We start from the raw sequence: 23,788 nt of genomic DNA on the forward strand, positions 1-23,788 counted from the left end.
GCGGTGGTGGTGGGTCCTCATACAGCGAGTGGGGTCAGGCACACCGTAGCCAGCGTCTCGGGCAAGCATGCGACGTCGGTCGCACCACTTCATCGGCCTTCAGGCGGAATCGAGCCGAGCACCGAGGACCGATCACACCAGTAGACAGGCGGGGTCGGCCCGGTCGGGCCCACCTCAAGTTCCCCGACCCCCGTCGCCCAGCCGTCGGAGCTGCTTCCCCATGTCCTGCCGAAGCCCCCGCCAGGAGACCCGGACGCTTTCCCCGAGCCTGACGACTTCACTCCGTACATGGAGAACGTGGTACGGAAGGTGCGTCGCGAGACCGTCTGGCTGGCGGGATACGCGGGAGAGATCACCGCGCGGTGTTCACCCAAGTCACCGAACTCCAGTGATGCTCTGACCTGCACCAGCAGCATCAAGAATGTCGTGGTGACCTGGGACGTCACCACGGACGACACCTACTGGAAGACCGTTCCCCGCAGCGGCCTGATCCTGCGCGATGCAGTCGTCGAAGCCTTCTACAACGAGCACTCCGGCGCCAAGACAGTACGCTGCAACGACATTCCCGAGGCCGTTCTGGTACCCCTGGGCAAGGAAACCGACTACGCCTGCCAGGCCGAATTCGAAGGCGAACCCCCCTCAGCACCCCAACGCGTCACCTCCACCGAGCGCGGCCCCCGCCTCAGCGACTGAGCGCGCCACCTCATGCTGACGCGTCGTGAAGGACGAGAACAGCCTGGGTGATCGCGGTGATGATGCCGGCCGCGGTGAGTGCCTCGCCCAAGCCGTGGGTACGGACGGCGGCCAGGTCGTGGGGGGGGGAACCAGGCACTACGGCCGAGCCCCGCACCAGCCGGCCGAAGGTCTCAGTGAGGCGGCGCGCCTGAACGCGAGGGCGAACACTGCGGGGCACGTGCCGAGGAGGAGGATCGCTGCACCCGACACGCCGTGGCTAGGAAGCCTTGGACCAGGAGAATCTCCCCGCCCAGTGGGCCCAGGCGACCAGCACCGTCAGGACGGCTGCCAGACCTCCCAGCGCCATGACCGTCGAGGGCGAGGAGCGGTCGAGGACGGCCCCTCCGGTCAGGGCCCCGATAGAGATGGTGGCCTGGAAGGAGGCGGTGAAGAGGACGGAGGACGCCTCAGGGGAGTCGGGCGAAGCCTTGGCGAACCAGGTTTGCGAGCAGACCGGTACGGCTCCGTAGGCGACGCCCCAGACGATCAACAGCGCCACCGCTCCCACGTCCGACCGTCCGAGGACCGGGAGGAGCAGGACCGCACCCGCGATCAACGCGGCAGCCGCGGCGAAGGTCGCCCGCGGATAGCGCCCCACCGTGGATCCACCGAGGAAGTTGCCGGCGATTCCGGCTGCTCCATAGAGGAGCAGATAGACCGTGATGAGACCGGAACTCACATGGGTCACCTGCTCAAGGAAGGGGGTGACGTAGGTGTACGTGCCGAAGTGAGCGAGCACGACGAGGAAGGTCATCACCAGGGCGAAGCGCGTATTGACGCTCCGGAGCAGGCCGCCGAGGACGTCGAGGCGTGTCGCCTGGTGGGCAGGGAGTGGCGGCACGACCAGGAGCAGCAGGGCGAGGACGGCCAGCGTGAAGCCGCCCATGACCAGGAACGCGGTCCGCCAGCCCGCGATGTCACCGATGAACGTGCCCAGCGGGACCCCGAGTACGGAGCCGAGCGGTACCGCCGAGAAGATCACGGAGGTCGCGCGGCCGACGGATTCGGCAGGCACCAGCTGGCCGGCGAGCCCGGCTCCGATGGACCAGAAGCCGCCGATGGTGACCCCCACCAGGACGCGGGAGACCAGGACCAGCCAGTAGTTCGGCGCGATCGCGGCCAGGAAATTGGCCAGCGCCAGCAAGAGGATGAACACACCCAGCATGACCCGCCGGTCGATACGCCCCGTGGCCACCGTGACCAAGGGGGCTGAAAACGCGGCCAGGAATCCTGGCATGGTCATCATGAGACCAGCCATTCCGTCCGAGATGGTGAAACTCGATCCGATCGAGGTCAGCAGGCCGATCGGCAGAATTTCAGTGGTGACGATCGAAAAAATCCCCAGCATCACCGAAATCACGGCCAGCCAGGAAACTAACGCCGATCGATCCGGCGGTGCAGGAGATTGAACAGAAGCGGTGGTTGCTGTGGACATGAATCCCGTCCCGAGTTGGACATCACATACAGAGTGTGACCACTAGTCCAGCAGGAACGGGCGCCATTCTCTGGCAGATTCCCGACACCAACCATCAGCCCGCCTGAGCGGGCTTCACCGCGATAGGCGCGGGATTCCGCAGAGGGATGTCCCTGACCGCCGCCTCCGCATCAAGCCGCTCGCCCCGGGCCCAGGCGGCCAGGAACGCCCCCTCACCCAGCCCCGCGCGCACAGCCGTCTCGACCCGCTCCACGTCCCCTCGCTCGGCCGAGGGCAACGGCGCCCCGGTCGACGCCCGCAGCGCCCCCGCCGCACCCAGCAGCAGAGCCGCCCCCTCACCCCGCCCGCCCAGGGCATGGGCTCCGGCCAGGCCCTCCAGCGCCAGGGCCACCGCCCGCGGGTCTCCACTCGCCAGAGCCGTCGCGTACCCCTCCCCGTGCAGCGCGAGGGCCGTCTCCGCGTCGCCGCGCAGTTCCGCCACGAAGCCCAGTTCCGCCAGGATCAGAGCGTTGGCTCCGTCGAGTCCGACCAGTCGGTGCCATGCGAGGACCTCTCGGAGGTGGAGCTCGGCCTCGTCCAGGAGGCCCTCCCTGCGGGCTCCGAGGCCCAGGCCGAGGACGGCGTTGATCTCGCCCGCCCGGAAGCCGACCTCGACGGCCTTCTCCCGCCCCGCCTGGTGGTACGCGCGCGCCTGCCGCAAGTCGCCCCTGAGGAGCGCGGTCCGGCCGAGCCCCGACAGCAGGTCGGGCACCTCGGTGGTGAGCCCGAAGCTCTCGGCGGTGTCCAGCGCGGCACGCTTCAGCTTGTCCGCTCGCTCGTACTCGCCGCGGATCTCCGCCACGGTCGCCAGCGGGTACACGGACCACAGCCCCCCGCACGCGTCCCCGACCGCCGCGAAGAGCGCGGCGCTGCGGGCCGCGTCGTCCTCGGCCCCCGTCAGATCGCCCCTGAGCAGCCGCTGCACGGACCGGTCCCCGAGCGCCGCCGCCTCTCCCCACGCCTCCCCGGTCGCCGCGAACCCGTCGAGCGCCGCGTTCGTCAGCTCCTCGCCCTCGCTCTGGCTCCCCGTGCCGCAGAGCGCGTGGGCGAGGAACCAGCGGGCCCAGGCGAGCACGGCGGGGCCGGCTCCGTACGCCGCGTCGACGGATGCGAGCGCGCTCGCGATACGTCGGTGGCGGTCCGTACCGTCGCCGCTCATCACGGTCAGCCCGGTCCGCCAGACCGCGACCCGGGCCCGTACCCGGGCGAGCGCGGGGGCGAGGGCGTCGGGACCCTCCGCCGGGTCGGGGGAGGTGCCGGCCGTGTCCAGCGCCGTCGCCGTCGAGCGGACCGCTTCGCCCAGGCGCCCGCGCAGCACCCAGTACCAGGCCAGCGCGTCCACGAGCCGCTGCGCGTGTTCGGCGTCGCCGCGCTGCGCCGCGCGGTCCAGTGCGGCGCGCAGGTTCGGGGACTCGGCGTCCAGGCGGGCCAGCCACTCGCGCTGCGCGGGGCCGCGGAGCGCCGGCTCGGCGGCCTCGGCGAGGCGCGTGTAGTACGTCAGGTGCCGACCGCGTACGTCCTCGGTCTCGCCCGCGTCCGCCATCCGCTCGACGCAGTACGCGGCGACGGATTCGAGCAGCCGGTAGCGCGGCCCGTCCTTCCCCTCGACGGCGACGACCAGCGAACGGTCCACCAGCCGTGCCAGTAGATCGAGTACGTCGTCGGCCGCGACCTCGCCGCCCCCGCAGACCTGTTCCGCCGCGTCCAGCGTGCAGCCCTCGGCGTGGACGGCGAGCCGGCGCAGGACCAGGCGCTCCGGTTCGGGCAGCAGCTCCCAGCTCCAGTCGATGACCGCGCGCAGCGTCTGCTGCCGGGCCGGGGCGCCCCGCTGTCCGGCGCTGAGCAGCCGGAAGCGGTCGTCGAGCCGTTCGAGCAGCCGGTGCACGCCGAGTGCGCGCACCCGGGTGGCGGCCAGTTCCAAGGCGAGCGGCACGCCGTCGAGGCGCCGGCAGATGTCCTCGACGGCGGCCCGCTGGGAGTCGTCCGGTACGAATCCGGGCGCCGAGGCCGCCGCCCGGGCGACGAACAGCTCGACGGCGCCCGGGAGATCAAGCGGCGGCACCGACCACAGCGTCTCCCCTGCCAGCGCCAAGGGCTCCTGACTTGTCGTCAGCACCACGAGGTCGGGGACGGACCGCAGGAGCAGCTCCGCCAGCGCGGCGGCCTCGTCGATGACGTGCTCGCAGTTGTCGAGAACGAGCAGCATGCGTTTCCCGCGCAGGACGTCCGCCAGTCGCTCAGCCACGCTCGGTGCCCGTCCCGCCTCGGGTCGTATCCCCCACGCCCCGTCGTCGCGCAGCTGAAGGGCCGCGGCGACAACCTCAGCCAACTCGCCGTGAGCACCGGCAAGTTCGACCAGCCACACACCGTCCGAGAACAGCCCTCGTGCCTGCCCGGCAGCCTCCACGGCCAGCCGCGTCTTGCCGACGCCTCCGGGGCCGGTGAGCGTGACGAGCCGACGCCCGGCCAGCAGCTCCCGGATCTCCCCGACGGCCACGTCGCGCCCGACGAGCCCGCTGATGGCCACCGGCAGATTGCCGCGCGCCCCGCCCCGGCCGGCACCGCCCGGCCCATCGTCCCGGGCCGGTGCCGAACCCAAAACCGGAAGCGCGCTCGACTCTCGCAGGTCTGGGTCCGGCGTCGACTCTCGTACGCCTCCACCCAGCACCGCATCTCGTACGTCGCCGGACGTCGCCCCGGTCTCAGCACGTACCGCTTCCAGGTCCAGTTCCAGCGCAGGGTCCTGGCGGAGCATCGCCCGCTGGAGTCCGACCAGTTCCGGGCTCGGGTCGAGGCCCAGGTCCTCGGCGAGACGGACGCGCAACTCCTCGTATCCCGCCAGGGCCTCGCTCTGCCGGCCCGAGCGGTAGAGCGCGCGCAGTTGCACGGCGCGCAGCCGCTCACGTAGCGGATGACGCCCGACGATCTCCGCCAACTCCCCCGCGAGCAGGGCGTGTTCCCCTGAGGCGAGGCGTGCCTCCGCCGCCTCCTCGTGGACGACGAGCCGCTCCTCCTCCAGGCGGTTCACGGCCGCCCGGGTGAACGGTTCCTCCGCGAAGTCCGCGAACGCGGGTCCGCGCCACACGCCGAGCGCTTCGGCGAACAGCGCGGCGCGGCGCGCCGGGTCGGATACGACGCGGGCAGAGGCAGCAAGCGCGGCAAACCGCTCCGCATCCAAGGTGCCTTCCGAAGGCACCAGTTGATAGCCCGGAGCACGAGACGCCACCAGGTCGCGGCCGCCCGGTTCGGCCTCCTCCAGGACGCGTCGCAACTGGGAGACCTTGGCCTGGAGGGCACGCAGCGGATTGCCCGGCGGCTCCTCGCCCCACAGATCGTCGACGAGACGGTGCGTGGCGACCGGTCGGCCCGTGTCGACGAGCAGCGAGGCGAGCAGGGCGCGCACCTTGAGCTCAGGAACCCGGACGGGCCGCCCGTCCTCGGTCCACACGGCCGTCTCCCCCAGCACCCCGAATCGCATGGGATCACCGTAACTCCCACCCGAACCGGACCCGAACCGGACCCGAACACGACCCGAGCCGAACCCGAACAGCGCTCCCGCAAAGTCTTCCTCGTCAGCAGGAAACACCACCACCGAGGAGACTCCGATGGCCCGCTCCACCACCCTCACCGGCAAGACCGCGCTCGTCACGGGCGGCAGCCGCGGCATCGGCCGCGCGATCGCCCTGCGGCTGGCCGCCGACGGCGCCCGCGTCGCCGTCCACTACGCCACCAACGAAGCCGCCGCGAAGGAGACGGTCGCCGCGATCGAGGAGTCCGGCGGTTCCGCGTTCGCGATCCGCACCGAACTGGGCGTCCCCGGGGACGCCGAGGCCCTCTGGAATGCCTTCGACGAGCACGCCGACGGCGTCGACATCCTGGTCAACAACGCCGGTATCGCCGGCGCGGGCACCATCGACGAGGTCGAGGAGGCCGACTACGACCGGGTCTTCGCGGTCAACGCCAAGGCGCCGTTCTTCATCGTCAAGCACGGCCTCGGCCGGCTGCGGGACGGCGGCCGGATCATCAACATCTCCTCCGGCGTCACCAAGGTCGCCTTCCCCGGCATGACCTCGTACGCCGCCTCCAAGGGCGCGGTCGAGGTGCTGACCCTGACCCTCGCCCAGACCCTCGGCTCCCGGGGCATCACCGTCAACGCGGTCTCGCCCGGCACGATCGAGACCGACATCCACCCCTGGATGGCCGACCCTGCCGCCAAGGCGCACGCCGCCGGCTTCTCGGTCTTCAACCGGGTCGGACAGCCGGGGGACGTGGCAGACGTGGTCGGCTTCCTCGCCTCGGACGACGCGCGCTGGGTGACCGGCCAGAACATCGACGCGAGCGGCGGCTCCGGCCTCGGTCTCTGACGCCCGCCCCCGTGCCCGCCCCCGTGCCCGCCCGACTCCCCGCAGACCACCCCCCAGACCCTCCCGAAGACCTTTCCGAAGGACGCCGCCATGCCCCGCCACACCCTGCTCGTCCACGCCCACCCCCGTACCGACTCCCTCACCGCCCAGGTCGCCGACCTCCTGCACGCCCGGCTGAAGGACGGCGGCGAGACCGTCGACGTACTCGATCTGTACGCCGAGGGCTTCGACCCCGTCCTGCGGCCGGCCGACGAGCCGGACTGGGAGAACCGGGAGAAGGCGTACTCCCCCGAGGTCCACGCCCATATGGACCGGATCCTGGCCGCCGACGACATCGTCGTCGTCTTCCCGGTCTGGTGGATGGCGCCGCCGGCCGTCCTCAAGGGGTGGATCGACCGGGTGTGGAACTACGGCTTCGCCTACGGCCGCAGCAAGCCCCGCCTGGCGGGGAAGCGCATGCTCTGGCTCGCTCTGATGGGCAACGCGGAGGCGGAGATCGAACAGCTGGGGCTGTCCACCGTCCTGGACCTCCAACTGCGGGTCGCCGTCTCCCGGTTCTGCGGGATCGAGGACTCGTCCGTCGAGATCGTGTACGGCACCGAGCTGTCGGGCGTACCGCGCGCACTGCGCCCGCAGCGGGTGCGGGAACTGCTGAAGTCCGCCGAGGAATCCCTGAACGGAGCGCTGCCGCGATGACCACCACCCGCACCCCCTCCTCCCCCACTTCCCCCACTTTCCCCGCCGAGGCCGCCTCCCCCGCCGAGGTCAGCTCCCCCACCGAGGCCGCCTCGCCCACCAAGACCGCTTCCCCCACCTCCCCGGCCAAGGCGCCCCCGGCGAAGGCCGGCGCCCGCCAGTGGCTCGGCCTCGCCGTCCTCCTCCTGCCGGTCACCCTGATGACGGCCGACCTCGGCGTCCTCTGGCTCGCCACCCCCTACCTGGCCGCCGATCTGCGGCCGAGCAGCGCCCAGTTGCTCTGGATCACCGACATCTACGGCTTCCTCACCGCCGGGACCCTGGTCATCATGGGCACGCTCGGCGACCGCCTCGGCCGCCGCCGGCTGCTGATGGCGGGCTCGGCCGGCTTCCTGCTGGCCTCGCTGCTCGCCGCGTACGCCCCGAACGCCGGGACCCTGATCGCCGCCCGCGCCCTGCTGGGCGTGGCGGGAGCCGCCGTACTGCCCTCCACACTCGCCCTGATCAGCCACATGTTCGCCGACGCACGGCAGCGGGCGACCGCGATCGCGATGTGGGTGACGGCGCTCTCGGTCGGCCTGGCGATCGGCCCGATCGTCGGCGGGGTGCTGCTTGCGTCCTGGTGGTGGGGTTCGGTGTTCCTGATCGGTCTGCCGATCATGCTGATCGCCCTGGTCACCGCCCCGGTCCTCCTTCCGGAGTATCGCGATCCCGGGGCCGGCCGGATCGACATGCCGAGTGTGGCGCTCTTCCTGCTGGCGGTCCTGCCCCTGGTGTACGGGGTGAAGTCGGTGGCCTCGCACGGCCCGACGGCGCAGGCGGCCGCGGCCTTCGCCGCCGGTACGGCCCTCACACTGCTCTTCGTCCACCGCCAGAACCGCCTGGCCACGCCACTGCTCGATCTCCGCCTCTTCCGCGACCGGGCCTTCACGGGAGCGCTGCTGACGCTGCTCCTGGGCATGACCGCGCTGAACGGGGTGGAGTACCTGGTCCCGCAGTACCTCCAGGCGGTCGCCGGCCAGTCGCCCCTGGAGGCCGGACTCTGGCTGCTGCCCGGGGCGGCGGCACTGATCGCCGGATCGCAACTGACCCCGCCGCTCGCCCGCCGCTTCCGCCCCGCGTACGTCCTCATCAGCGGCCTCCTGGTATCGCTGACCGGGTACGCGGCGATCGCCCTGGCCACCGGAGTCGGAACGGCCTCCCTGGGCCTCGCGGTCATCATGTTCGGAGTGGCCCCGATCAGCGTCCTCGGCACCACCCTCGCGGTCGGCGCCGCACCCCCGGAGAAGGCGGGCGCGGCAGCGGCGACCGGCCAGACGGCATACGACCTGGGCCTGGCCCTCGGCATCGCAGTGACCGGCAGCGTCGCAGTAGCGGTCTACCGCAACGGCATCCCCAGCGACGCCCCGGCCGCGGCACGCGAGTCGCTGGGCGCGGCAAGCACGGTAGCGGACGAGGAACTGCTGGCAACCGCCCGAGACTCCTTCACCACGGCCCTTCAGTCGGCGTCGACACTGAGCGCGAGCTTCGCACTGCTGACGGCGGTGCTGGTGGCGGTACTCCTACGGAAGGTGCCGAAGATCTCCTCAGAAGAGTAGGAATCGGGGCGGGAAGCAAAAGAGGCCCGTCCTGCGGAAGCCGCCAGGCGTCACCCGGCAGCTTCCGCAGGACGGGCCTTGTCGCGTTCCGGACGAGGCCCGGCTTCGTTACTAGCCGCGGATGGCCTCGCCCAAGTCAGTTCCGTAGGAAGGCCAGGATGACGTCGGGCCGGAGCGATGCGTAGTCCATGCGGTCGTGGCACTCGACCGCGACCAGCCGGTCGAGGGGCAGCAAGTCGGCTTCAGGATCCTCTGCCGCACATCGCACTCGCTCGATCGTCCAACCGTCAGGCAGCCCATCCTTCACCCGCCCCATATGCGCACCAGGAACCATCCCCGCGCGTACGGGGAGCAGCGTGTCCTCCGATGGACACAACGCCTTCCGGGGCTCGAAGTGGCATGGGACGTCCTGCCACCCCTTACTTCGGTCAGCTGTGTTCGGTAGCCGAGGGGCGCTTGGCGGCGTCCGTGAAGAGCGCGACGGCCCGGTAGAGCTGTTCGAGGAACTGAGTCAAGGTTGGGGCTTCCGGCTCGAAGTCGTCGGACCATGACGCTGTGGTGGATCGGTGGACCTGCCCGGTCTGATCGAGAGCGAAAAGGATGCCTCCGCCGTCGCTGCCGAAGACGATGCCGGTGCGGTGGTCGGTGAGGCGGACTGGTCCGTATTCGGAGAGATGGTCGAGCACCAGGTCGGGCGAGTGGATGAAGTATCCGTGGTCGATGTCGGACAGCCGCAGCTCAGCGACCGAGGAGTAGAAGGCGACAAGAGCCGCGGGGGCGGCGGCGTCTTCCAGTTGCGCGGCCGCAGCTCGGCTTTGCTCGTCGGCCGCGACAACGTCGTTGTCGCCTGGCGGGTAGCCGTGGACGGTCTCGAAGCGGGCGAGGTGCTGCTCAAGCATGGCGGTGATCCCGCGTTGCCAGGTGGCGACCCAATCGACAGATGGGTCCGGAGTGATCATCGGGCGCCCTGTTCTGTGTCGTGAACGAGAGTGTTGGTGAGCGAGGCCGCGCGGCGGCCACCTCGGCGGCATAGGCGTCGGCAGCGGCTCGCAGCCAGTTGACGGCAACGCAGCCGGGCTGGCTGCCGGGGAAGCGACTTGTTCCAGGGCCAGGTCGACGATGGAGCCGGGCAAGGTGCCTGCGACCTCGCCGAGGCGGATACGGGCTGTCGGGTCCATCTCTACGATGCGGGCGGTGGTCAACAGTGAGTCGCCGCTGGCCCCTGGGCAAGGAGGAGCGTGGTCACGTGAACCCCTCCACGAGCCGGAAGGACAGCGGCGTCCGGCGCCGCTCCCCAGAAGGCTTGAGGCGTTGCGCGGCTGACCGGATGCCGGGGTGGGACTCTCAGTGGGGCCTAGCAGATGTCTGCCGCGGGCGTTCGTACAACCGGCAAGGCCGGGCCGTGGGGAGTGGGGTGGTGGGACGATCGGGTGTCACCGGCCATCAGGAGGGGTCATGGGCAAGGACATCCGTGAGCGGCTCGCCGAGCTGGGGCTGACGTTGCCGGGGGCTAGCGCTCCGAAGGGGGCCTATGTGCCTGCCGTGCGCAGCGGGCGCCTGGTTTTCATTGCGGGTCAGATTCCGTTGAGTGGCGGGGAGTTGACTGCTACCGGGCGCGTCGGGGCGGAGGTTTCGCCTGAGACGGCCAAGGAGCTGAGCCGGCAGTGTGCTCTGGCGGCTCTGGCCGCGGCCGACTCGGTGGTGCCTCTGGAGGCGGTGACGGGGGTGGTGAAGGTGGTCGGGTACGTGTCCTCCGCCCCTGGCTTCGTGGGGCAGCCGGCGGTGGTCGACGGGGCGAGCGAGTTGCTGATCGACGTCTTTGGGGACGCCGGCCGGCACGCGCGCAGCGTCGTCGGCATGGCCGTGCTACCCCTGGACGCGCCCGTCGAGATCGAGATCGTGCTCGAGGCCGCCGACGGCGCCGAAGACGCAGTCGGGTGACGGGGAGGGCGGCGCGCCGCCCTTCCCTGACTCCGTCAGGCGATGGGGACGGCCGTGCCCGTGACCTCGATGCCGCTCGCCCCGTCCGCCGGGACGCCCACGGTGAGGAGGCTCGGACGGCCCATGTCCACGCCCTGATGTACTGTCAGGACAGTTGGGGTGTCCACGAGTTCGAGGTCGCGGAGGTAGCCGCCTAGGGCGGCGGCCGCGGCGCCGGTCGCGGGGTCTTCGACTACTCCGCCGGGCGGGAAGGGGTTGCGGGCGTGGAAGACCGTGTCCGACTCGCGGTGGACTAGGGCGACTGTGGCCCAGTCGCGTCGCGCCATCAGGGCGCCCAGCGCCTCCATGTCGTAGGCGAGGTCGGCCAGCCGGGCTCGGGTGGCGGCGGCGATCACGGGGTGCCAGGCGCCGGCGTAGGCGGCCCGGGGTGGCAGGGCGGGATCGAGGTCGGCCGCGTTCCAGCGCAGGGCGGCGAGGAGCTCGGCCAGGTCCGCGTCGCCGATCTCCTCGGTGCGTGGTGCGACGCTGATCAGGGTGGCGACGACGGAGCCGTCGGGACGGGCCGTGGTGGTCACCGGGACGGGCCCGGCCTTGGTGTGCAGGAGCAGTTCGCCGGCGCCGTGCCGGTGTGCGTGGGCGACGGCGGTGGCAATGGTGGCGTGGCCGCAGAACGGGACCTCGACCTGCGGGCTGAAGTAGCGGATGTCGAGCGTCCCGTCGGCGCGCGGGACGGCGAACGCCGTCTCCGAGTAGCCGACTTGGGCCGCGGTGGCGGCCATCGTCGCCTCGTCGATGCCCGCGGCGTCCAGCACCACACCCGCCGGGTTCCCGCCGAGCGGGTCGGTGCTGAAGGCCACGTAACGCAGGATGTCCATCGCCCGAACGTATCCGCTTTGTCACGTGAGCGTCAAAGCCTGTGCATCGGAAGGACTTTGGCGGTCGAGCATGCAGAAAGCTGCCGGTCGAAGGGGGTGTTCAGGCCCACGTGAGCAGTTGGCCGTTCGCCGCTACGCCCACCGCGAATCCCAGTGCGATTCTGCGGGCGCCCAGGCTCGGGCGTACCGCGTGGAAGTAGCGGGGGTCGATGAGCAGGGCCTCGCCGACGCTCGGGGTGATCTGGAGTGACTCGGCGTCCCGTACGACCGCCTCGTCGTAGCCGTACGAGGCGGGCAGCCGGTAGGACTCGTCCTCGGGCTGCCAGCGGTGCCGCCACAGGACCGTCTCACCGCCCGAAGGCGGCACGCTGAGATAGAGGTTGAAGGCGAACTGGCCGATCAGGGGCGTGTCGAGGAGGTCGTGCTCGTACTCGCGCAGCGAATCGTCGAAGTGCACGCGGAAGCCCTGGTTCGGCTCCCTGGCCACCCCGGCGCCGAGTTCACGCCCGCCTCTACGACCGACCTCCACACCGCCCGGCCAGTGGGCGCCGAGCCCTTCTCGGCACAGGGCGAAGGGGTCGTAGGAGAGGCCGAGGCCCCGCCATGCCTCGTGATGGTGTTCCAGCGCCGTCCAGTAGCTGTCGGCGACCCCGCCGCCCGCCATGTGATCGCTGATGCCGACGCCGAACCGCATCACCCGCGGTTCGACGCGGGCGCTGCCGTACGTGTCGAAGTCCCGTTCCTCCAGGGCCGCGAGCACTTCCGCGCACCGCTGTGCGGGCAGGAATCCGGGCACGCGGACGGCCGCGTACCTGCCGCCGGCGAGACCGGTGAGCAGTTCGCGGGTGAAGGCGGACGCGCTGGCGACGCGGAAGAACGGATCGTGCAACGCCGTGGACGGCGGGTTCTGCGTGAAGTTCCCTAAGTTCCCTGTGGTCATTCGTCGGCCCCCCGACATTCTGAAAGACAACGGAAAACGACGGCGCCTATCCGGGATGTGCTCCGCTGGTGGTGCGGAACGCGGTCTTCGCGTCGAGTTCGAGTGCCTGACGTCCCGCTTCCAGGGCTTCCATCGCGACCTGCCGGCCGAACTCGGCCTGCATCTCCTCCAGCTCGCTCCCCGGTGCCCCCCATGTCAGGGACGGGTCGTCATAGGAGTCGGCGGGGTGAGAAGTCATCGGCGGACCTCCGAACGTTTCGGCAAGGGACGCATCACACAGGGTGAGGCACCGTCAGGCTACGCGCAAGACCGCCGGGGCCGACGGGGATTCCCGGCATTGCCCTCGGCATGGAGGTTTCAGGTCGGCATCGACCGCAAACGGTCGAGCAGCCCCCTGGCCTGCACCGACAGGGGATGGTCCGAGGTCACCACCCGGTCGAGGTCGTGCACCAGGGCACGCAGCGTCTTCACCGCTTCGGGGGTACGGCCGCGTATGCCGAGGAGCACCAGGACGTGCGTGTAGCGCAGCCGCATCACGAGGTTGGAGTCCTGCGGCTGGGAGGCGTCGCGCAGGGCGCCGCTGATGACCTCCTCGGCCTCCTGCGGGCGGTCCTGGCGGAGCAGCGCGTGCGTCAGGGTCTCCCGGACCCGGAGGGTTTCGGGGGTGGCCGGCGGCCAGTGGTCGCGGCGGCTGATGGCGAGGATCTCCCGCGCCTCGGCCTCGGCCTCGCGGTGGGTGCCGAGGGCGAGCATCGTCCGGGCCAGGGTGTGGCGTACCACGAGGGTGTCGTAGTGCTCGGGCCCGCGGACCTGGTTCTCCGCCTCGACGATGGAGCGCAGCAGGACCTCCGCCTCGCCCTCACGTCCTGTCTGCTCGTTGATGGCGCGGGCGAGCTTGTGGCGGCTGGCGAGGGTGTCGGCATCGTTCTCGCCGAGGATCTCGGTGCGCGCCGCCACGACGAGGGTGAGAACCTCCTCCGCCTGGCTGAGCTGTTCCCGGTCGAGGTGGATACGGCCCTGCTCGTGGCGCAGGCCCAGGATCTCGCGGTCGTCGCGGTGGAACCCGTACGAGGAACAACGCTCGATCAGCGGGAGCACCAGGGCGTACGCGGGGCTGAGCAGTCCGGCGGCGATGAGGTAGCGGGCGGTCAGCCGGGCGAGTTCGAGGGCGTCGGTGCGTACGGTGCGGTCGTTGAGCTTGAGGTCGCCGAGCAGGCAGGCGCGCGCGACCTCGAGGGCGTGCGGGGAAAGTGCGGCCCACAGGGGCCAGTTGGCGGGGTGGTCCGGGTTACGCGGGTGCGTGGCCGCGAGCAGCATGCGCAGGGCCAGGCCGTAGTAGTCGGCGGGCCGTTCGCGGACGTCCTCGTCCTCGCGCAGGACTCCGTGCACGACGGGGTGCAGGGTGAGCAGGGCGGCCAGATCGGGGTCGGGTACGTCCTCGTGTTCGTAGGCGTCGACCAGGCCGAGTTCTTCGAGGCCCTTGAGCGCGGGGCTCAGCGAGCCGGCGGCGCCGAGGAAGAGCGGGGACTGGGCGAGGGCGGGCCCGGAGAGCAGGTGGCGGTACGGGATCGGGGCGATGCTCAGGCAGGCGAACACCTTCAGCAGCGTGGGGGCCTGCGGAAGGTCGTGCTGGGTGAGCAGGTCCATGCCGATGCCGCAGACCTTCTCCACGATCTCCCGGCCCAGGAGTTCGCCGAGCTGGGGCCCGTCCTGGCCGGGTGCGGTGCCGTCGCCGGGCTCCACGACGCGCCGGAAGGTCTCGAAGTCCCTGATGTCGCTGTCCAGCCGGATCCGGCTCTCGTGGACGGTCTTGATCACGTCGGCCGCCTGGCGCAGTGCGAGCGGGAGTCCGCCGAGCTGCCGGGAGAGCCGGCGGGCGTCCTCGTTGGTCCCGCCCAGGCCCGCGGTCCGTTCGAGCAGCATGGAGGCGCCGTCGTTCTCGTCGAGCGGCAGGACCTGGTGGATGCGGCTGGCGTCGCCCCAGGCGCTCCGGCTGCGGACCCGGCTGGTGACGAGTACCGTCCCGTTGGCGTTCTTCGGCGTACGCAGCCAGCCGGTGCCCCGGGACACCGGTCCGCCGGGCGGGCCGAGCCGCTCCGGGTCGTCGGCGTTGTCGAAGATCAGCAGCCACGGGTCGGGGCAGGCGTCGAGCAGGGTCCAGACGAGGTCCATGGCCGTGCCGACGAGCCAGGCCCGTTCCACGGTGATCGACGGGGCGCCCAGGTCGCTGGCGATCATCCGCATGCGCAGGTTGAGCTCGGGGGGCGACACCCACCAGACCCGGTATCCGGCGCGGCGGGCCCGGTCCGCGGCCTCCAGGGCGATCCGGCTCTTGCCGGAGCCGCCGAGTCCGGCCACGACGTGCACGTGCTGCCGTGCCTCCTCGGACAGCAGGTACGCGACCAGCGCCAGCCGGTCCTTGCCCTTCAGCTGCCCGTCGGCGAGCTGCCCGAACGGCGGCGGAGGGAAGCCGACGAAGTCCGGGAGCAGGGGGGTTGGGGGAACGGCGAGGCTGGGGCGGGGAACTGGGGCGTCTTGGGGGAGGGATGGTGGGGTGGGGGTGGGGGTGGCGGCGCCGTGAGCTGGGGGCTTTCCGGGGGCGCCGGCGGACTGGGTGGGGAGGGCGGGGGCGACGGGGGTGACGGGGGCAGCTGGGGCGACGGCCTCGTGCCGGCCGGGATCGGACGGCTCCCACGCCGGCCGGGCTTCGTGTTCTCCCTGTTTACGCTCTGCCTGGTGTTGCTGGTGTTCCTGCTGCTCCTGCTGCTCCTGCTGTTCACGCTGGGCCTGCTCGGCGACCTTGATCAGGGCGCGCTGGACGGCCTGGTAGGCGGCGGCCTTGCGGTCGGCGGGTTGGACGATGCTGAAGTGGTCGGCCGTGACCACCCCGCCCTTGGGGAACACGCCTCGGGCCACGACCGGCGGCACGACCTCGTCGGCGGTGCCCCCGTAGGCCCGCACGGGTATCGGGCACTCCTGGTCCGAGTACCCGCGGGCGTGCACCACCGAACTGAGCACAGTCCGCTGCGCCTCGGTCACCGCGCGGTCGAAGGGGCGTAGCTGGCGCTCCTGCGGGTTGCGCCACAGCGGCAGGTACTTGCGGACGGTGAGGAAGAACCCGGAGCCGGTGTTGGGGCAGGCGAACATGGTGAAGTGCTTGATCCGGGCGAGCTCCCGCCCCTCCCCCGTCCACAGCTTCCGGGCCAGGAACCGCTGCACGACCAGCCCGCCCTGGCTGTGCGTGACCAGCACGATCCGCTCGGCGTCGGCGAGCTCGGTCTCCAGGAACGTGCCCAGCTGGTCGGCGACGTCGTCGGTCTCGGCGACCCGGCGGTCGGGCCGCAGCCGGACGACAGGAGAGTCGTACTGGAAGGTGTGCACATTCACCCAGCCGGCGAGCTCCGGGTCGTCCGCCAGGAGCGTCTCGAACGCCTGCCACACCTTCGCGGAGGAGAACAGCCCGTGCACCAGAACGAGGTCGACGCGCGTGGACGCCATCGCGAACCTCCGCAATCAGGAAGCTAGCTGAAAGAGAATCAGTTCGATCGCAGATGAATCGGTTGTCACGTCAATGATGCACGAGGGGCCACTGATAGGGCCACTACGAGATGCGGTGACCCTCCGGCGCGACGCGGCGTCAACGGCCGAACCGGTGGCGGCGGTCGTGGCGGTCGTGGCGGTCGTGGCGGTGTACAGGGGGCGCGGGCGCCGGGTCTTCGTGTCCATGACGGCAGTCCACCAACAACGCGGGGCACCGGGCACCGTGCGGGGTACTCAGGCAGACGGGCCCCGGTACTCATGCGCGAAGGAGAAGGCGACCAGGGCAGCGGGGATGGCGGTGTCTTGTGGCCGCGCGGCCACAGCTGGGCTTTGCGTAGCGGGCGCGGAGAGCAGGGCAGCTGTATCCCCAGGGCCGCCACCGTGATGGCCAGGGTGGCGAGCAGGAACCAGAAGATGATGCTGGGGATGCTGGAGGTCGCCCTGGGTCAGGCGTTCCTCGCGCTCGTCGGTGCGCTGGTTATCGGCCGCGACCAGCATCCCGAAGGCCGTCTTGCCTTCCAACGTCTCGAAGGTCTCCCTGAACGAGGTCGACCACACACTCGGGGCCGGCGAGCCAGTTCCGCCGGACATCGCGGGCCGCTCCTGGAGCCGCACCGCACGCGCGTAACAGACCGCGTCGGCCTGGATCCGATCCCTGTGCAGCGCGGGGGCGTACTCGGCGGTCTCCACGAGCTGGTCCAGAGCGCGGGCCTCGCCACGGGCGGCGACCTCGGCCTTGCCGTAGGAACCATTGGCGGTGACCAGGACGAACGAGAGCAGCTTGTGATTTCAGGCAGCACGGGCCCCTGCCGAGAGTTCAGCAGGGGCCCACGGTCTAGAGAGCTTCGGAGGGCCTGGACCGGGCGTCGACGAGGTGCGTGGCAGCCGGCCTCAGCTACCTGCCGCTGCCGGTCTGGCGGCCCGGCCTCACTTCAGATGGCGGGTGAAGAACTGGTCTGCTGCTTCCCCCGCGAACTGCGGGACGCCGGTGTGGCCGCCCATGTTGGCGTGCAGGGTCTTCTCCTTGGAGCCGAAGGCGTCGAACAGGTCCAGGGCGGCCTGCCGGTCGTTTCCTTCGTCGTCCCACTGGAGCAGGACGTGCAGCGGAATCGTGACGTGGCGGGCCTCATCGAACATGACGCGCGGGACGAAACTCCCGGCGAACAGAACCGCGGCCGAGATACGCGGCTCGATCGCCGCCAGCCGGGTCCCGATGGAGATCACTCCCCCCGAGTACCCGACCGGGCCGCCGATCTCGGGCAGCGAAAGGAGGGCGTCCAGGGCGGCCTGCCATTCCGGGACCGCCCTGTCGACCAGCGGGAGGATGAGCGCGTCGACGATCTCGCCGCTGACCGGCTCGCCGGCCTCCAGGGCCTGACGCAGGTCGGCGTGTGCCTGTTCAAGGGCGGGCCAACGGGGCCGGTCGCCGCTTCCGGGGAGCTCGATGGTGGCCGCGGCGTAGCCCAGCGCCGCGCATTGGCGGGCTCGCGCTACCAGTCGGGGGTACATCCTGCGCAGCCCGAGGGGCGGGTGGCCGAGCAGGATCAGCGGTGTCGACGCGGGTGCGGGTGCGGATCCGGGTGTCCACAGGATGCCGGGGATCTCGCCGAGGGTGAACTCACGCTCCAGGACACCGTCGTCGAGGCGCTGTTCAGAAGTGAAGTGCATGGTCATGCCTTTCGGGAGGGCTCAGAAAACGGCGCTCCCGGACGATCTATCGCCCGACCATGACTCCAGAGGGGAGCACCCATGTGAATACGTTCACGGGTACCACCTCCTCGCTCTCTCGCACGGCCTCCGGAAACGTAGCAGTGGTCGCCCTCGCCCACCAAACGGTTTTCCACGGAGCCCTCGCGGCCGGATGCCACCGCCGACGAGCGGGAAATGACGACGGTGTGGTGGTCAAGCGGCTGTTGGCCGCTGCCGGCCATCGACTCGGCATGCGTGCGGCCGGCCGACGCGGTGGAGCGGGGTGGAGCGGGCGAAGCGTGGTGGAGGACCGTGGACGGCGCGCTGATCGCGGTCCGGGCGCCTGCCTCAGCACCGGCCTCGCCGTCCCGCGCCGCAAGCGCCCCGGTCGTCGGCCGCTGCTGCCGGGCGAGGCAGAGGATGCTTCGTTCGGCCGTGTCCCGCCGTGTACCCGACTGGGGCGGTTCTGCGCGACCCGGCGCCGCCGGGTGTCACGTTGACGGTTCGCTCAGGCGTCGGCGCTGCCACCAGCGGGGTCGAGTGCGGGGATGGACGAAGCGGCCCAGCCGGCGGCCTACGATCACGTAGCCGAGGAGTGCGCCCGCCGTGTTGAGGAGGACGTCGTCGATGTCGAAGGCGCGGCCGGTGATGAGCGCACCCTGCACCAGCTCCACCAGCAGCATGGTGGCCGCGGTGGCGAACGCGACGCGGAGGAAGCCGCGCGCCCTGCGGGACAGCAGGGGGAGCAGGATCCCGAAGGGGACGCCGAGGAGGATGTTCCCCCCGAGCTGCTCGACTGTCTCCACGAAGCCGGGCCGGCCGAGGTAGCTTTCGATCGATCTGCCCGGTGTCAGGTTGCTGTGGGTGAGGGGTACGGACGCCGGGGAGGCCGCCAGGGTGAGCCGGGCCAGGACCACGGCGAACGCCACCATGCAGGCTAGGGCCGCGACCGCTACCAGCGCCCGGATGAAGCGGTTCGGCCTCCGCGGGCCCGGCGGCACCACCTCGGACCGCGGCTCCGGCGCCGGATTCGGCTTCGGCTCCGGATCCGGCTTTCGCTCCGGCTCAGGCTTCGCCTTTGGTTCCGGCTTTCGCTTCAGCTTCAGCTTCGGCTTCGGCTTCGCGCCCGGCGCCGGAGTGACCGGCTCCTCGTGCTTCGGCTCTCCCCCTGCCGGGTCCTCCCCGGCCTTTCGTCTCGCACCGATCATGTGCCTGCTCCTCCGCTGGTCGGCCGTCTGCGAACGGAACCCGCCTACCCCCGCCGGGCCGCCGCATGCCAGCTGCTCCGTACGGGCGCCTGCCCTCCGGCACACCTTTCTCACGAGCATCAACCAGCCCGCATCTGAACGGAGTTGGGAATGAGAGCCGCCGACTTGGGCACCAGGCGGACATGGAAGAAGACACGGACAACAGACCCTCGCCGGACCGTGGCGGCCGGAAGCGCTCCGGTGGGAGGTGGCGCCTCGTCACCGTCGCCCTGCTCGTGGTCGCCGTCGCCCTCATGCTGATCGGCCAGTTCCTCAGGATCCCCGGTCTGGACGTATTCGGGACGGACGTGAAGGACCGCTCCGGCCCCGCCGTCCTGAAGTCCGTCCAGGACCTGAGCCGGTACGAGGGCGCGGCCGGGACCTACCAGGTGGTGGTCGACCTGGAGCACGACGCGCGGTTCCTGCCGGACGCGATACGCGGCACCCGCACCCTGTACGTGGCGAGCGGCAGCGTCGACGCCTACGTGGACCTGGGCGGTCTCCGGGGCGACCGAGTGACCGTCGACGCCGACCGGACCGAGGCATCGCTCCGCCTGCCGCACGCCCGGCTGACCCCCGCGGCGCTCGATCCCGAGCGCTCGTACGCCGTGTCCAAGCAGCGCGGTCTGCTCGACCGGCTGGGCGACCTCTTCTCGGACAACCCCGCGAGCGAGCAGGCCGTCCACGTCCTCGCCGCCGAGCGGATCGGCGACGCCGCCCGCGCGTCCGACCTGACCTCCCGGGCCGAACGGAACACGACGGCGATGCTCCAGGGACTCCTTCTCGGCCTCGGCTTCGAGCGGGTGACGGTCACCTACGAATGAGCCGGCCCGCCTGTCGAGGTGGTGGGCGAGGTCGGCGGTGATGTCGGGCCGTGCGAATCCGGCTCATGCAGGCGGCGGCGGTGATGGCGGTGATGTTGCGTTGCGGACCTGTACGTCACAGATGACCGTGGCAGAGGTGTCGCCGAGGCGGATCTGGTCGTGGAAGGCACCGCCGATGTCGATGGTGCCGTGGGCCGCCGGGAGGTAGCGGGCGGCGACGGCCGGCTGAGGGACGCGAAGGACGGTCACGGTCAGGAGCGCCTGCTGGAGGCCACGGGCCAGATCGTGCTCGGCGTCGTACAGCATCGCCCGGCCCGGCGCTGCGAGACCACCGGGGCGCGCCCGGGCCTGCATCGACTTGTGGGGCCCGTGCCGACCGGTTCCGCCTAGCCCTCCCGTGTGGCGGTGACGCGCGAGGGCGGGCATCGGAGGGCTGGTCGCGGCGCTCGGGAGGGGGACGAAGGTGTTGATGCCGCTGTCGTCGGGGGGACCGAACGTCGTACCAGCGGCCGGGCGGCCCTGTGGCCGTGCAGGTGATCGGCTCGCGACTGAGTTCGTCGGTGCGGTACTGATTCTTACGCACCAGGGAGCCGAGGCAGGGTACCGAGGGCGCCTGTGGAGAGCCGTCTCCGCAGGGCGTCGTCGGCTCGTCCGGTCTGCGCGGGTCCGGGCTGGAGTGGAGGAGAGGGATGGCCGGGGATGTTCCAGAGCCGTACGCCTCGTCCAGGCACTCCCCCACCGGTGGGCCCCGTGCAGGGGCGGGAAGGCGAGCGCGGGCTTGTGGCGCGACGGCAGCCCGGCCGCGGCAGTCCCGTACAGCCGAGCCATGTCCTCCTGCCGCCCCATTCCCACGCGAGGTGGCCCTCCCACGCCTCCACCGGCCACCGCCACCGTGCGCACCGCCATGCCGCCATGCCGCCATGCACAGCATCGGCTGGGCCGGCAAGAGCGGGTACACGTCTGCCGTCGGCGCCCTGTGCCCTGCACCGTCGCGCTGAGCGCCTGCTCCAGGGACGGGCTCCCCGCGGGTCGCGCTCTCCGGTCCCATGGGGAGTACGCGGCTCGACGCAAGGTGCGTCCTCGGCCCGCGCGGGTGGGCGGTGACGTGGGGCATGCGGGACGGGGACTGCGGGCAGTCGAGGAAGGAGGCGATGCCGATGCGTCCGGTGCTGATCGACACGGTGCGTGCCAAGGCCGGTGAGGCGCTGCTGCGGCGGGTGGCCGGCCCTGCGGCGCACCGTAAGCGTGCCCGGATCCACGGCGCTCCTGGCCCGCGCTGGTTCGCCCCGGATCGCCCGGTGCGGGTGGTGCATGGGGACGCCTCGATGTACGTCGGGGGCCTTGCCGCGCTCCTCCTGCAATCGCTGCATCCGGTCGCCATGGCCGCCGTCTGGGCGCACTCCGGTTTCCAGGGCGACCCCTGGGGTCGGCTCCAGCGGACCAGCACCTTCCTCGCGGAGACGACCTTCGGGACGGCCGCCGACGCCGAGCGGGCGATGGAGCGGGTGCGTACCGTACACGCGCGGGTGACCGGGACGACGCCGGGCGGAGTGGCGTACCGGGCCTCCGATCCGGCTCTGCTCTCCTGGGTGCATCTCGCCGAGACCTGCTGCTTCCTGCGGGCTTACCAGCGGTACGGGAAGGCTGGGTTGCCGCCCGCCCGCCGCGACGGCTACGTCGCGGACATGGCGTCGGTCGCCCGGCGGCTGGGGATCCCCGACCCTCCCAGGACAGAGGCGGCCCTGGTGGGGGCGCTGGAGTGCCGGCGCGGCGAGCTGGCGGCTACCGACGAGTCGGCCGGGACAGCACGTTATCTGCTGGCCGCGCCGCCCCTGCCCTGGCCGGCCCGCCTTCCGTACGCCCTCCTCGCGGCCGCCGCGGTCGACCTCCTGCCCCCGTGGGCGAGGCGGCTCGTCCCCCTGCCCGTACACATCCGGCTCCTCCTGCCGGTGGCGCGGCCGGGCGGCCGGCTCGTCATCGCGGCCATCCGCTGGGTGACGCCCCCGCCACCCACCCGCCCTCCCGCGACGGTCGACGGCTGACGACTGACAGCGGGTGGCGGGGGACGGCGAACGTCCGGGGGGAGTGACGACCCTGTGACCGGATCAGCCGGTTTCCAGCAGGCCCGCGCGCAGGCGCTTCACTGTGCGGGCGAGCAGGCGCGAGACGTGCATCTGGGAGCAGCCCAGGTGTTCTCCGATCTCGGCCTGTGTGAGCTCCTCGACGAACCTCAGGTGGATGATCCGGCGGTCGCGCTCGTCCAGGTCGGCGACGAGCGGGGCCAGCGAGTGGAGGTCGTCCACCAGCTCCATCGCGGGGTCCTCGCCGCCGATCAGGTCGGCGAGCGACGCGTCACCGTCCTCGCCCTCGCTGCTGAGCGCGGCGTCGAGCGACGAGGAGTTGTAGCCGTTGGAGGCCAGCCGCGCCTCGATGACCTCCTCCTCGGTGAGGCTCATCAGCTCGGCGAGCTCCTTGACCGTCGGCGTCCGGCCGAGACGTGTGCTCAGCTCGTCGGTCGCCTTGGCCAGTTCCACCCGGGCCTCCTGAAGCCGGCGGGGGACGTGCACCGCCCACGAGGTGTCGCGGAAGAACCTCTTGATCTCGCCGACGATGTAGGGGACGGCGAAGGTGGTGAACTCCACCTCCCGCGAGAGCTCGAAGCGGTCGATCGCCTTGATCAGGCCGATCATGCCGACCTGGACGATGTCCTCCATCTCGTCGGCGCGGTGACGGAACCGTCCGGCGGCGTAGCGGACGAGGCTCATGTTCATCTCGATGAGGGTGTTGCGCGCGTACTGGTACTCGTGCGTCCCCTCCTCCAGCAGCGCGAGCTCCTGGAAGAAGACCTTCGACAGAGTCCGGGCGTCCCTGGGCGCGACCGCCGATGTGTCCGGGATCCTCGGCAGCGTTCCCGTTCCGACCTCAACTACTGTGGTCGACATCGTGGTGACCGTCACACCGTTCCCCTTTCACCTGTGTCTGTCCCCGACCGGGCTGCGTTGCCCCGTGAGAGGTCGCCTACCCGAAGTTCGCCCCTCCACACCGCCCTTCTCGAATCGGCCCCGAGGCGCGGTCGCACCGCTGGCGTGTTCGCGGGACGGTGGTGGGTGATTGGTGGTTAGTGATTGGTGGTTGGCGGGTTGGTCGGTGGGTGGGTTGGTCGGTGGGTGGTTGGTACGGAGCCGAGCTCACGCGCACTCAGTCGCCGTGCTCCGTCCGGGTGTCGGGGACGCGGAAGGCCGGGCGCCGGGTTCTTCCTCCCGGCCGCAGGGCAGACGGAACGTGCGAACGATGTGGTCGTCCGAAGGAGAGTAGGGAGAGAGAGTCATGACACAGGATCCCTCGATGAGGGCCGTCGGATGGGCGAGGTCGCTGCCCGTCGGCAGCAGTGTGAAGACCGCCAGGGACTGGACGCGCGGGCACCTGGCGACCCTCGGCTGGGACCGGACCGCGCCCGAGGTCGCGGACTCCGTGGTGCTGGCCGTCTCCGAACTGGTCACCAACGCGCACGTCCACGCCCACAGCGACGCGCAACTCATCCTGGCCTGGGACGAGAAGTGCCTGCACGTCACCGTGCACGACGCGTCGCCCCGGATTCCCGAGCAGCGCAGCCCCGACGACGGCGCCCTGGGCGGGCGCGGCCTGCTCCTGGTCGTCGCCCTCGCCGACGAGGTGCGGACCCACCCCTGCCCGCGGGGCAAGGACGTGACCGCCTGCTTCGGCCCGCCCCCGCCCGCCGCGCCGAGGTGAGGGACGCGCTCCACCCCGTACGACGGCCTGCACACCGCGCCCCGACTGGTCGCACCCGACCGCGGCGGGGCGGCCAGCCACGGTGTGGATCATCTCGCGGTCGAGACGCCAGACC

The 23,788-nt window shown here is 71.2% G+C and carries 21 protein-coding genes; 9 read left to right on the top strand and 12 right to left on the bottom strand.

Annotated elements, in window-relative coordinates; translation table 11 throughout:
* Positions 1-288 precede the first annotated feature (288 nt).
* The gene (locus tag ACFXMG_RS01335) at positions 289-693 is read left to right on the top strand and encodes a hypothetical protein (RefSeq protein WP_383813621.1); all 405 of its coding nucleotides are present in this window, start codon (positions 289-291) and stop codon (positions 691-693) included.
* Between the two features lie 259 nt (positions 694-952).
* Here ACFXMG_RS01335 and ACFXMG_RS01340 read toward each other — a convergent pair whose 3' ends face one another.
* The gene (locus ACFXMG_RS01340) at positions 953-2,023 is read right to left on the bottom strand and encodes an MFS transporter (protein WP_383813955.1); all 1,071 of its coding nucleotides are present in this window, start codon (positions 2,021-2,023) and stop codon (positions 953-955) included.
* Between ACFXMG_RS01340 and ACFXMG_RS01345 the strand changes: the two genes are divergently transcribed.
* Complete coding sequence (locus tag ACFXMG_RS01345) at positions 1,923-2,144, top strand: hypothetical protein (RefSeq protein ID WP_383813972.1); 222 nt, start codon at positions 1,923-1,925, stop codon at positions 2,142-2,144. The two genes, ACFXMG_RS01340 and ACFXMG_RS01345, sit on opposite strands and share 101 nt — an antisense overlap.
* 120 nt (positions 2,145-2,264) lie before the next feature.
* Here the strand turns inward: ACFXMG_RS01345 and ACFXMG_RS01350 are convergent, their stop codons facing one another.
* Positions 2,265-5,687: a BTAD domain-containing putative transcriptional regulator gene (locus tag ACFXMG_RS01350; RefSeq protein ID WP_383813623.1), complete on the bottom strand. Its 3,423-nt coding sequence runs from the start codon at positions 5,685-5,687 to the stop codon at positions 2,265-2,267.
* Between the two features lie 127 nt (positions 5,688-5,814).
* On the opposite strand from ACFXMG_RS01350, the gene ACFXMG_RS01355 reads away from it, so the two are divergent.
* The 3 genes from ACFXMG_RS01355 to ACFXMG_RS01365 all read left to right on the top strand — a co-directional run bounded on the left by ACFXMG_RS01355 (position 5,815) and on the right by ACFXMG_RS01365 (position 8,867).
* Positions 5,815-6,573 carry an SDR family oxidoreductase gene (locus ACFXMG_RS01355; protein ID WP_383813625.1) on the top strand — a complete coding sequence of 253 codons (759 nt, stop codon included), beginning with the start codon at positions 5,815-5,817 and terminating at the stop codon, positions 6,571-6,573.
* 90 nt (positions 6,574-6,663) lie between these two features.
* Positions 6,664-7,269, top strand: a complete 606-nt coding sequence (locus ACFXMG_RS01360; RefSeq protein ID WP_383813627.1) for an NAD(P)H oxidoreductase — start codon at positions 6,664-6,666, stop codon at positions 7,267-7,269.
* 200 nt (positions 7,270-7,469) lie between these two features.
* A complete protein-coding gene (locus ACFXMG_RS01365) occupies positions 7,470-8,867 on the top strand; it encodes an MFS transporter (protein ID WP_383813956.1) in 1,398 nt (465 codons plus the stop codon).
* A 428-nt stretch (positions 8,868-9,295) separates the two neighbouring features.
* Here ACFXMG_RS01365 and ACFXMG_RS01370 read toward each other — a convergent pair whose 3' ends face one another.
* Positions 9,296-9,826, bottom strand: coding sequence for a hypothetical protein (locus ACFXMG_RS01370; protein WP_383813629.1), 531 nt, complete (start codon positions 9,824-9,826; stop codon positions 9,296-9,298).
* A gap of 496 nt (positions 9,827-10,322) precedes the next feature.
* On the opposite strand from ACFXMG_RS01370, the gene ACFXMG_RS01375 reads away from it, so the two are divergent.
* A complete protein-coding gene (locus tag ACFXMG_RS01375; protein ID WP_383813631.1) occupies positions 10,323-10,808 on the top strand; it encodes a RidA family protein in 486 nt (161 codons plus the stop codon).
* 35 nt (positions 10,809-10,843) lie between these two features.
* Here ACFXMG_RS01375 and ACFXMG_RS01380 read toward each other — a convergent pair whose 3' ends face one another.
* From ACFXMG_RS01380 to ACFXMG_RS01410, 7 genes are all read right to left on the bottom strand, one after another.
* Positions 10,844-11,683, bottom strand: coding sequence for a PhzF family phenazine biosynthesis protein (locus ACFXMG_RS01380; protein WP_383813633.1), 840 nt, complete (start codon positions 11,681-11,683; stop codon positions 10,844-10,846).
* 100 nt (positions 11,684-11,783) lie between these two features.
* Positions 11,784-12,623 (bottom strand): proline hydroxylase, encoded by an 840-nt coding sequence (locus ACFXMG_RS01385; protein WP_383813634.1) that lies wholly within the window; start codon positions 12,621-12,623, stop codon positions 11,784-11,786.
* A 46-nt stretch (positions 12,624-12,669) separates the two neighbouring features.
* Positions 12,670-12,861 carry a hypothetical protein gene (locus ACFXMG_RS01390; RefSeq protein ID WP_383813636.1) on the bottom strand — a complete coding sequence of 64 codons (192 nt, stop codon included), beginning with the start codon at positions 12,859-12,861 and terminating at the stop codon, positions 12,670-12,672.
* Positions 12,862-12,980: 119 nt separating this feature from the next.
* Positions 12,981-16,121, bottom strand: a complete 3,141-nt coding sequence (locus tag ACFXMG_RS01395; protein ID WP_383813637.1) for an alpha/beta fold hydrolase — start codon at positions 16,119-16,121, stop codon at positions 12,981-12,983.
* A 276-nt stretch (positions 16,122-16,397) separates the two neighbouring features.
* The gene (locus ACFXMG_RS01400; protein ID WP_383813639.1) at positions 16,398-16,853 is read right to left on the bottom strand and encodes a hypothetical protein; all 456 of its coding nucleotides are present in this window, start codon (positions 16,851-16,853) and stop codon (positions 16,398-16,400) included.
* A 237-nt stretch (positions 16,854-17,090) separates the two neighbouring features.
* Positions 17,091-17,831 carry a dienelactone hydrolase family protein gene (locus tag ACFXMG_RS01405; protein ID WP_383813641.1) on the bottom strand — a complete coding sequence of 247 codons (741 nt, stop codon included), beginning with the start codon at positions 17,829-17,831 and terminating at the stop codon, positions 17,091-17,093.
* Between the two features lie 512 nt (positions 17,832-18,343).
* The gene (locus ACFXMG_RS01410) at positions 18,344-19,060 is read right to left on the bottom strand and encodes a VanZ family protein (RefSeq protein WP_383813643.1); all 717 of its coding nucleotides are present in this window, start codon (positions 19,058-19,060) and stop codon (positions 18,344-18,346) included.
* A 182-nt stretch (positions 19,061-19,242) separates the two neighbouring features.
* On the opposite strand from ACFXMG_RS01410, the gene ACFXMG_RS01415 reads away from it, so the two are divergent.
* Positions 19,243-19,923: a DUF4230 domain-containing protein gene (locus tag ACFXMG_RS01415; protein WP_383813645.1), complete on the top strand. Its 681-nt coding sequence runs from the start codon at positions 19,243-19,245 to the stop codon at positions 19,921-19,923.
* Between the two features lie 63 nt (positions 19,924-19,986).
* Here the strand turns inward: ACFXMG_RS01415 and ACFXMG_RS01420 are convergent, their stop codons facing one another.
* Positions 19,987-20,229, bottom strand: a complete 243-nt coding sequence (locus ACFXMG_RS01420; RefSeq protein WP_383813647.1) for a hypothetical protein — start codon at positions 20,227-20,229, stop codon at positions 19,987-19,989.
* 845 nt (positions 20,230-21,074) lie between these two features.
* Here ACFXMG_RS01420 and ACFXMG_RS01425 point away from each other — a divergent pair.
* Positions 21,075-21,965 carry an oxygenase MpaB family protein gene (locus ACFXMG_RS01425; protein WP_383813649.1) on the top strand — a complete coding sequence of 297 codons (891 nt, stop codon included), beginning with the start codon at positions 21,075-21,077 and terminating at the stop codon, positions 21,963-21,965.
* 63 nt (positions 21,966-22,028) lie between these two features.
* Here the strand turns inward: ACFXMG_RS01425 and ACFXMG_RS01430 are convergent, their stop codons facing one another.
* On the bottom strand, positions 22,029-22,880 hold the full coding sequence (locus ACFXMG_RS01430) for an RNA polymerase sigma factor SigF (protein ID WP_383813651.1): 852 nt from the start codon (positions 22,878-22,880) through the stop codon (positions 22,029-22,031).
* A gap of 370 nt (positions 22,881-23,250) precedes the next feature.
* Between ACFXMG_RS01430 and ACFXMG_RS01435 the strand changes: the two genes are divergently transcribed.
* Complete coding sequence (locus ACFXMG_RS01435; RefSeq protein ID WP_383813653.1) at positions 23,251-23,673, top strand: ATP-binding protein; 423 nt, start codon at positions 23,251-23,253, stop codon at positions 23,671-23,673.
* Positions 23,674-23,788 lie beyond the last annotated feature (115 nt).

The sequence above is a fragment of the Streptomyces sp. NPDC059201 genome (genome assembly GCF_042754585.1).
GTDB lineage: Bacteria > Actinomycetota > Actinomycetes > Streptomycetales > Streptomycetaceae > Streptomyces.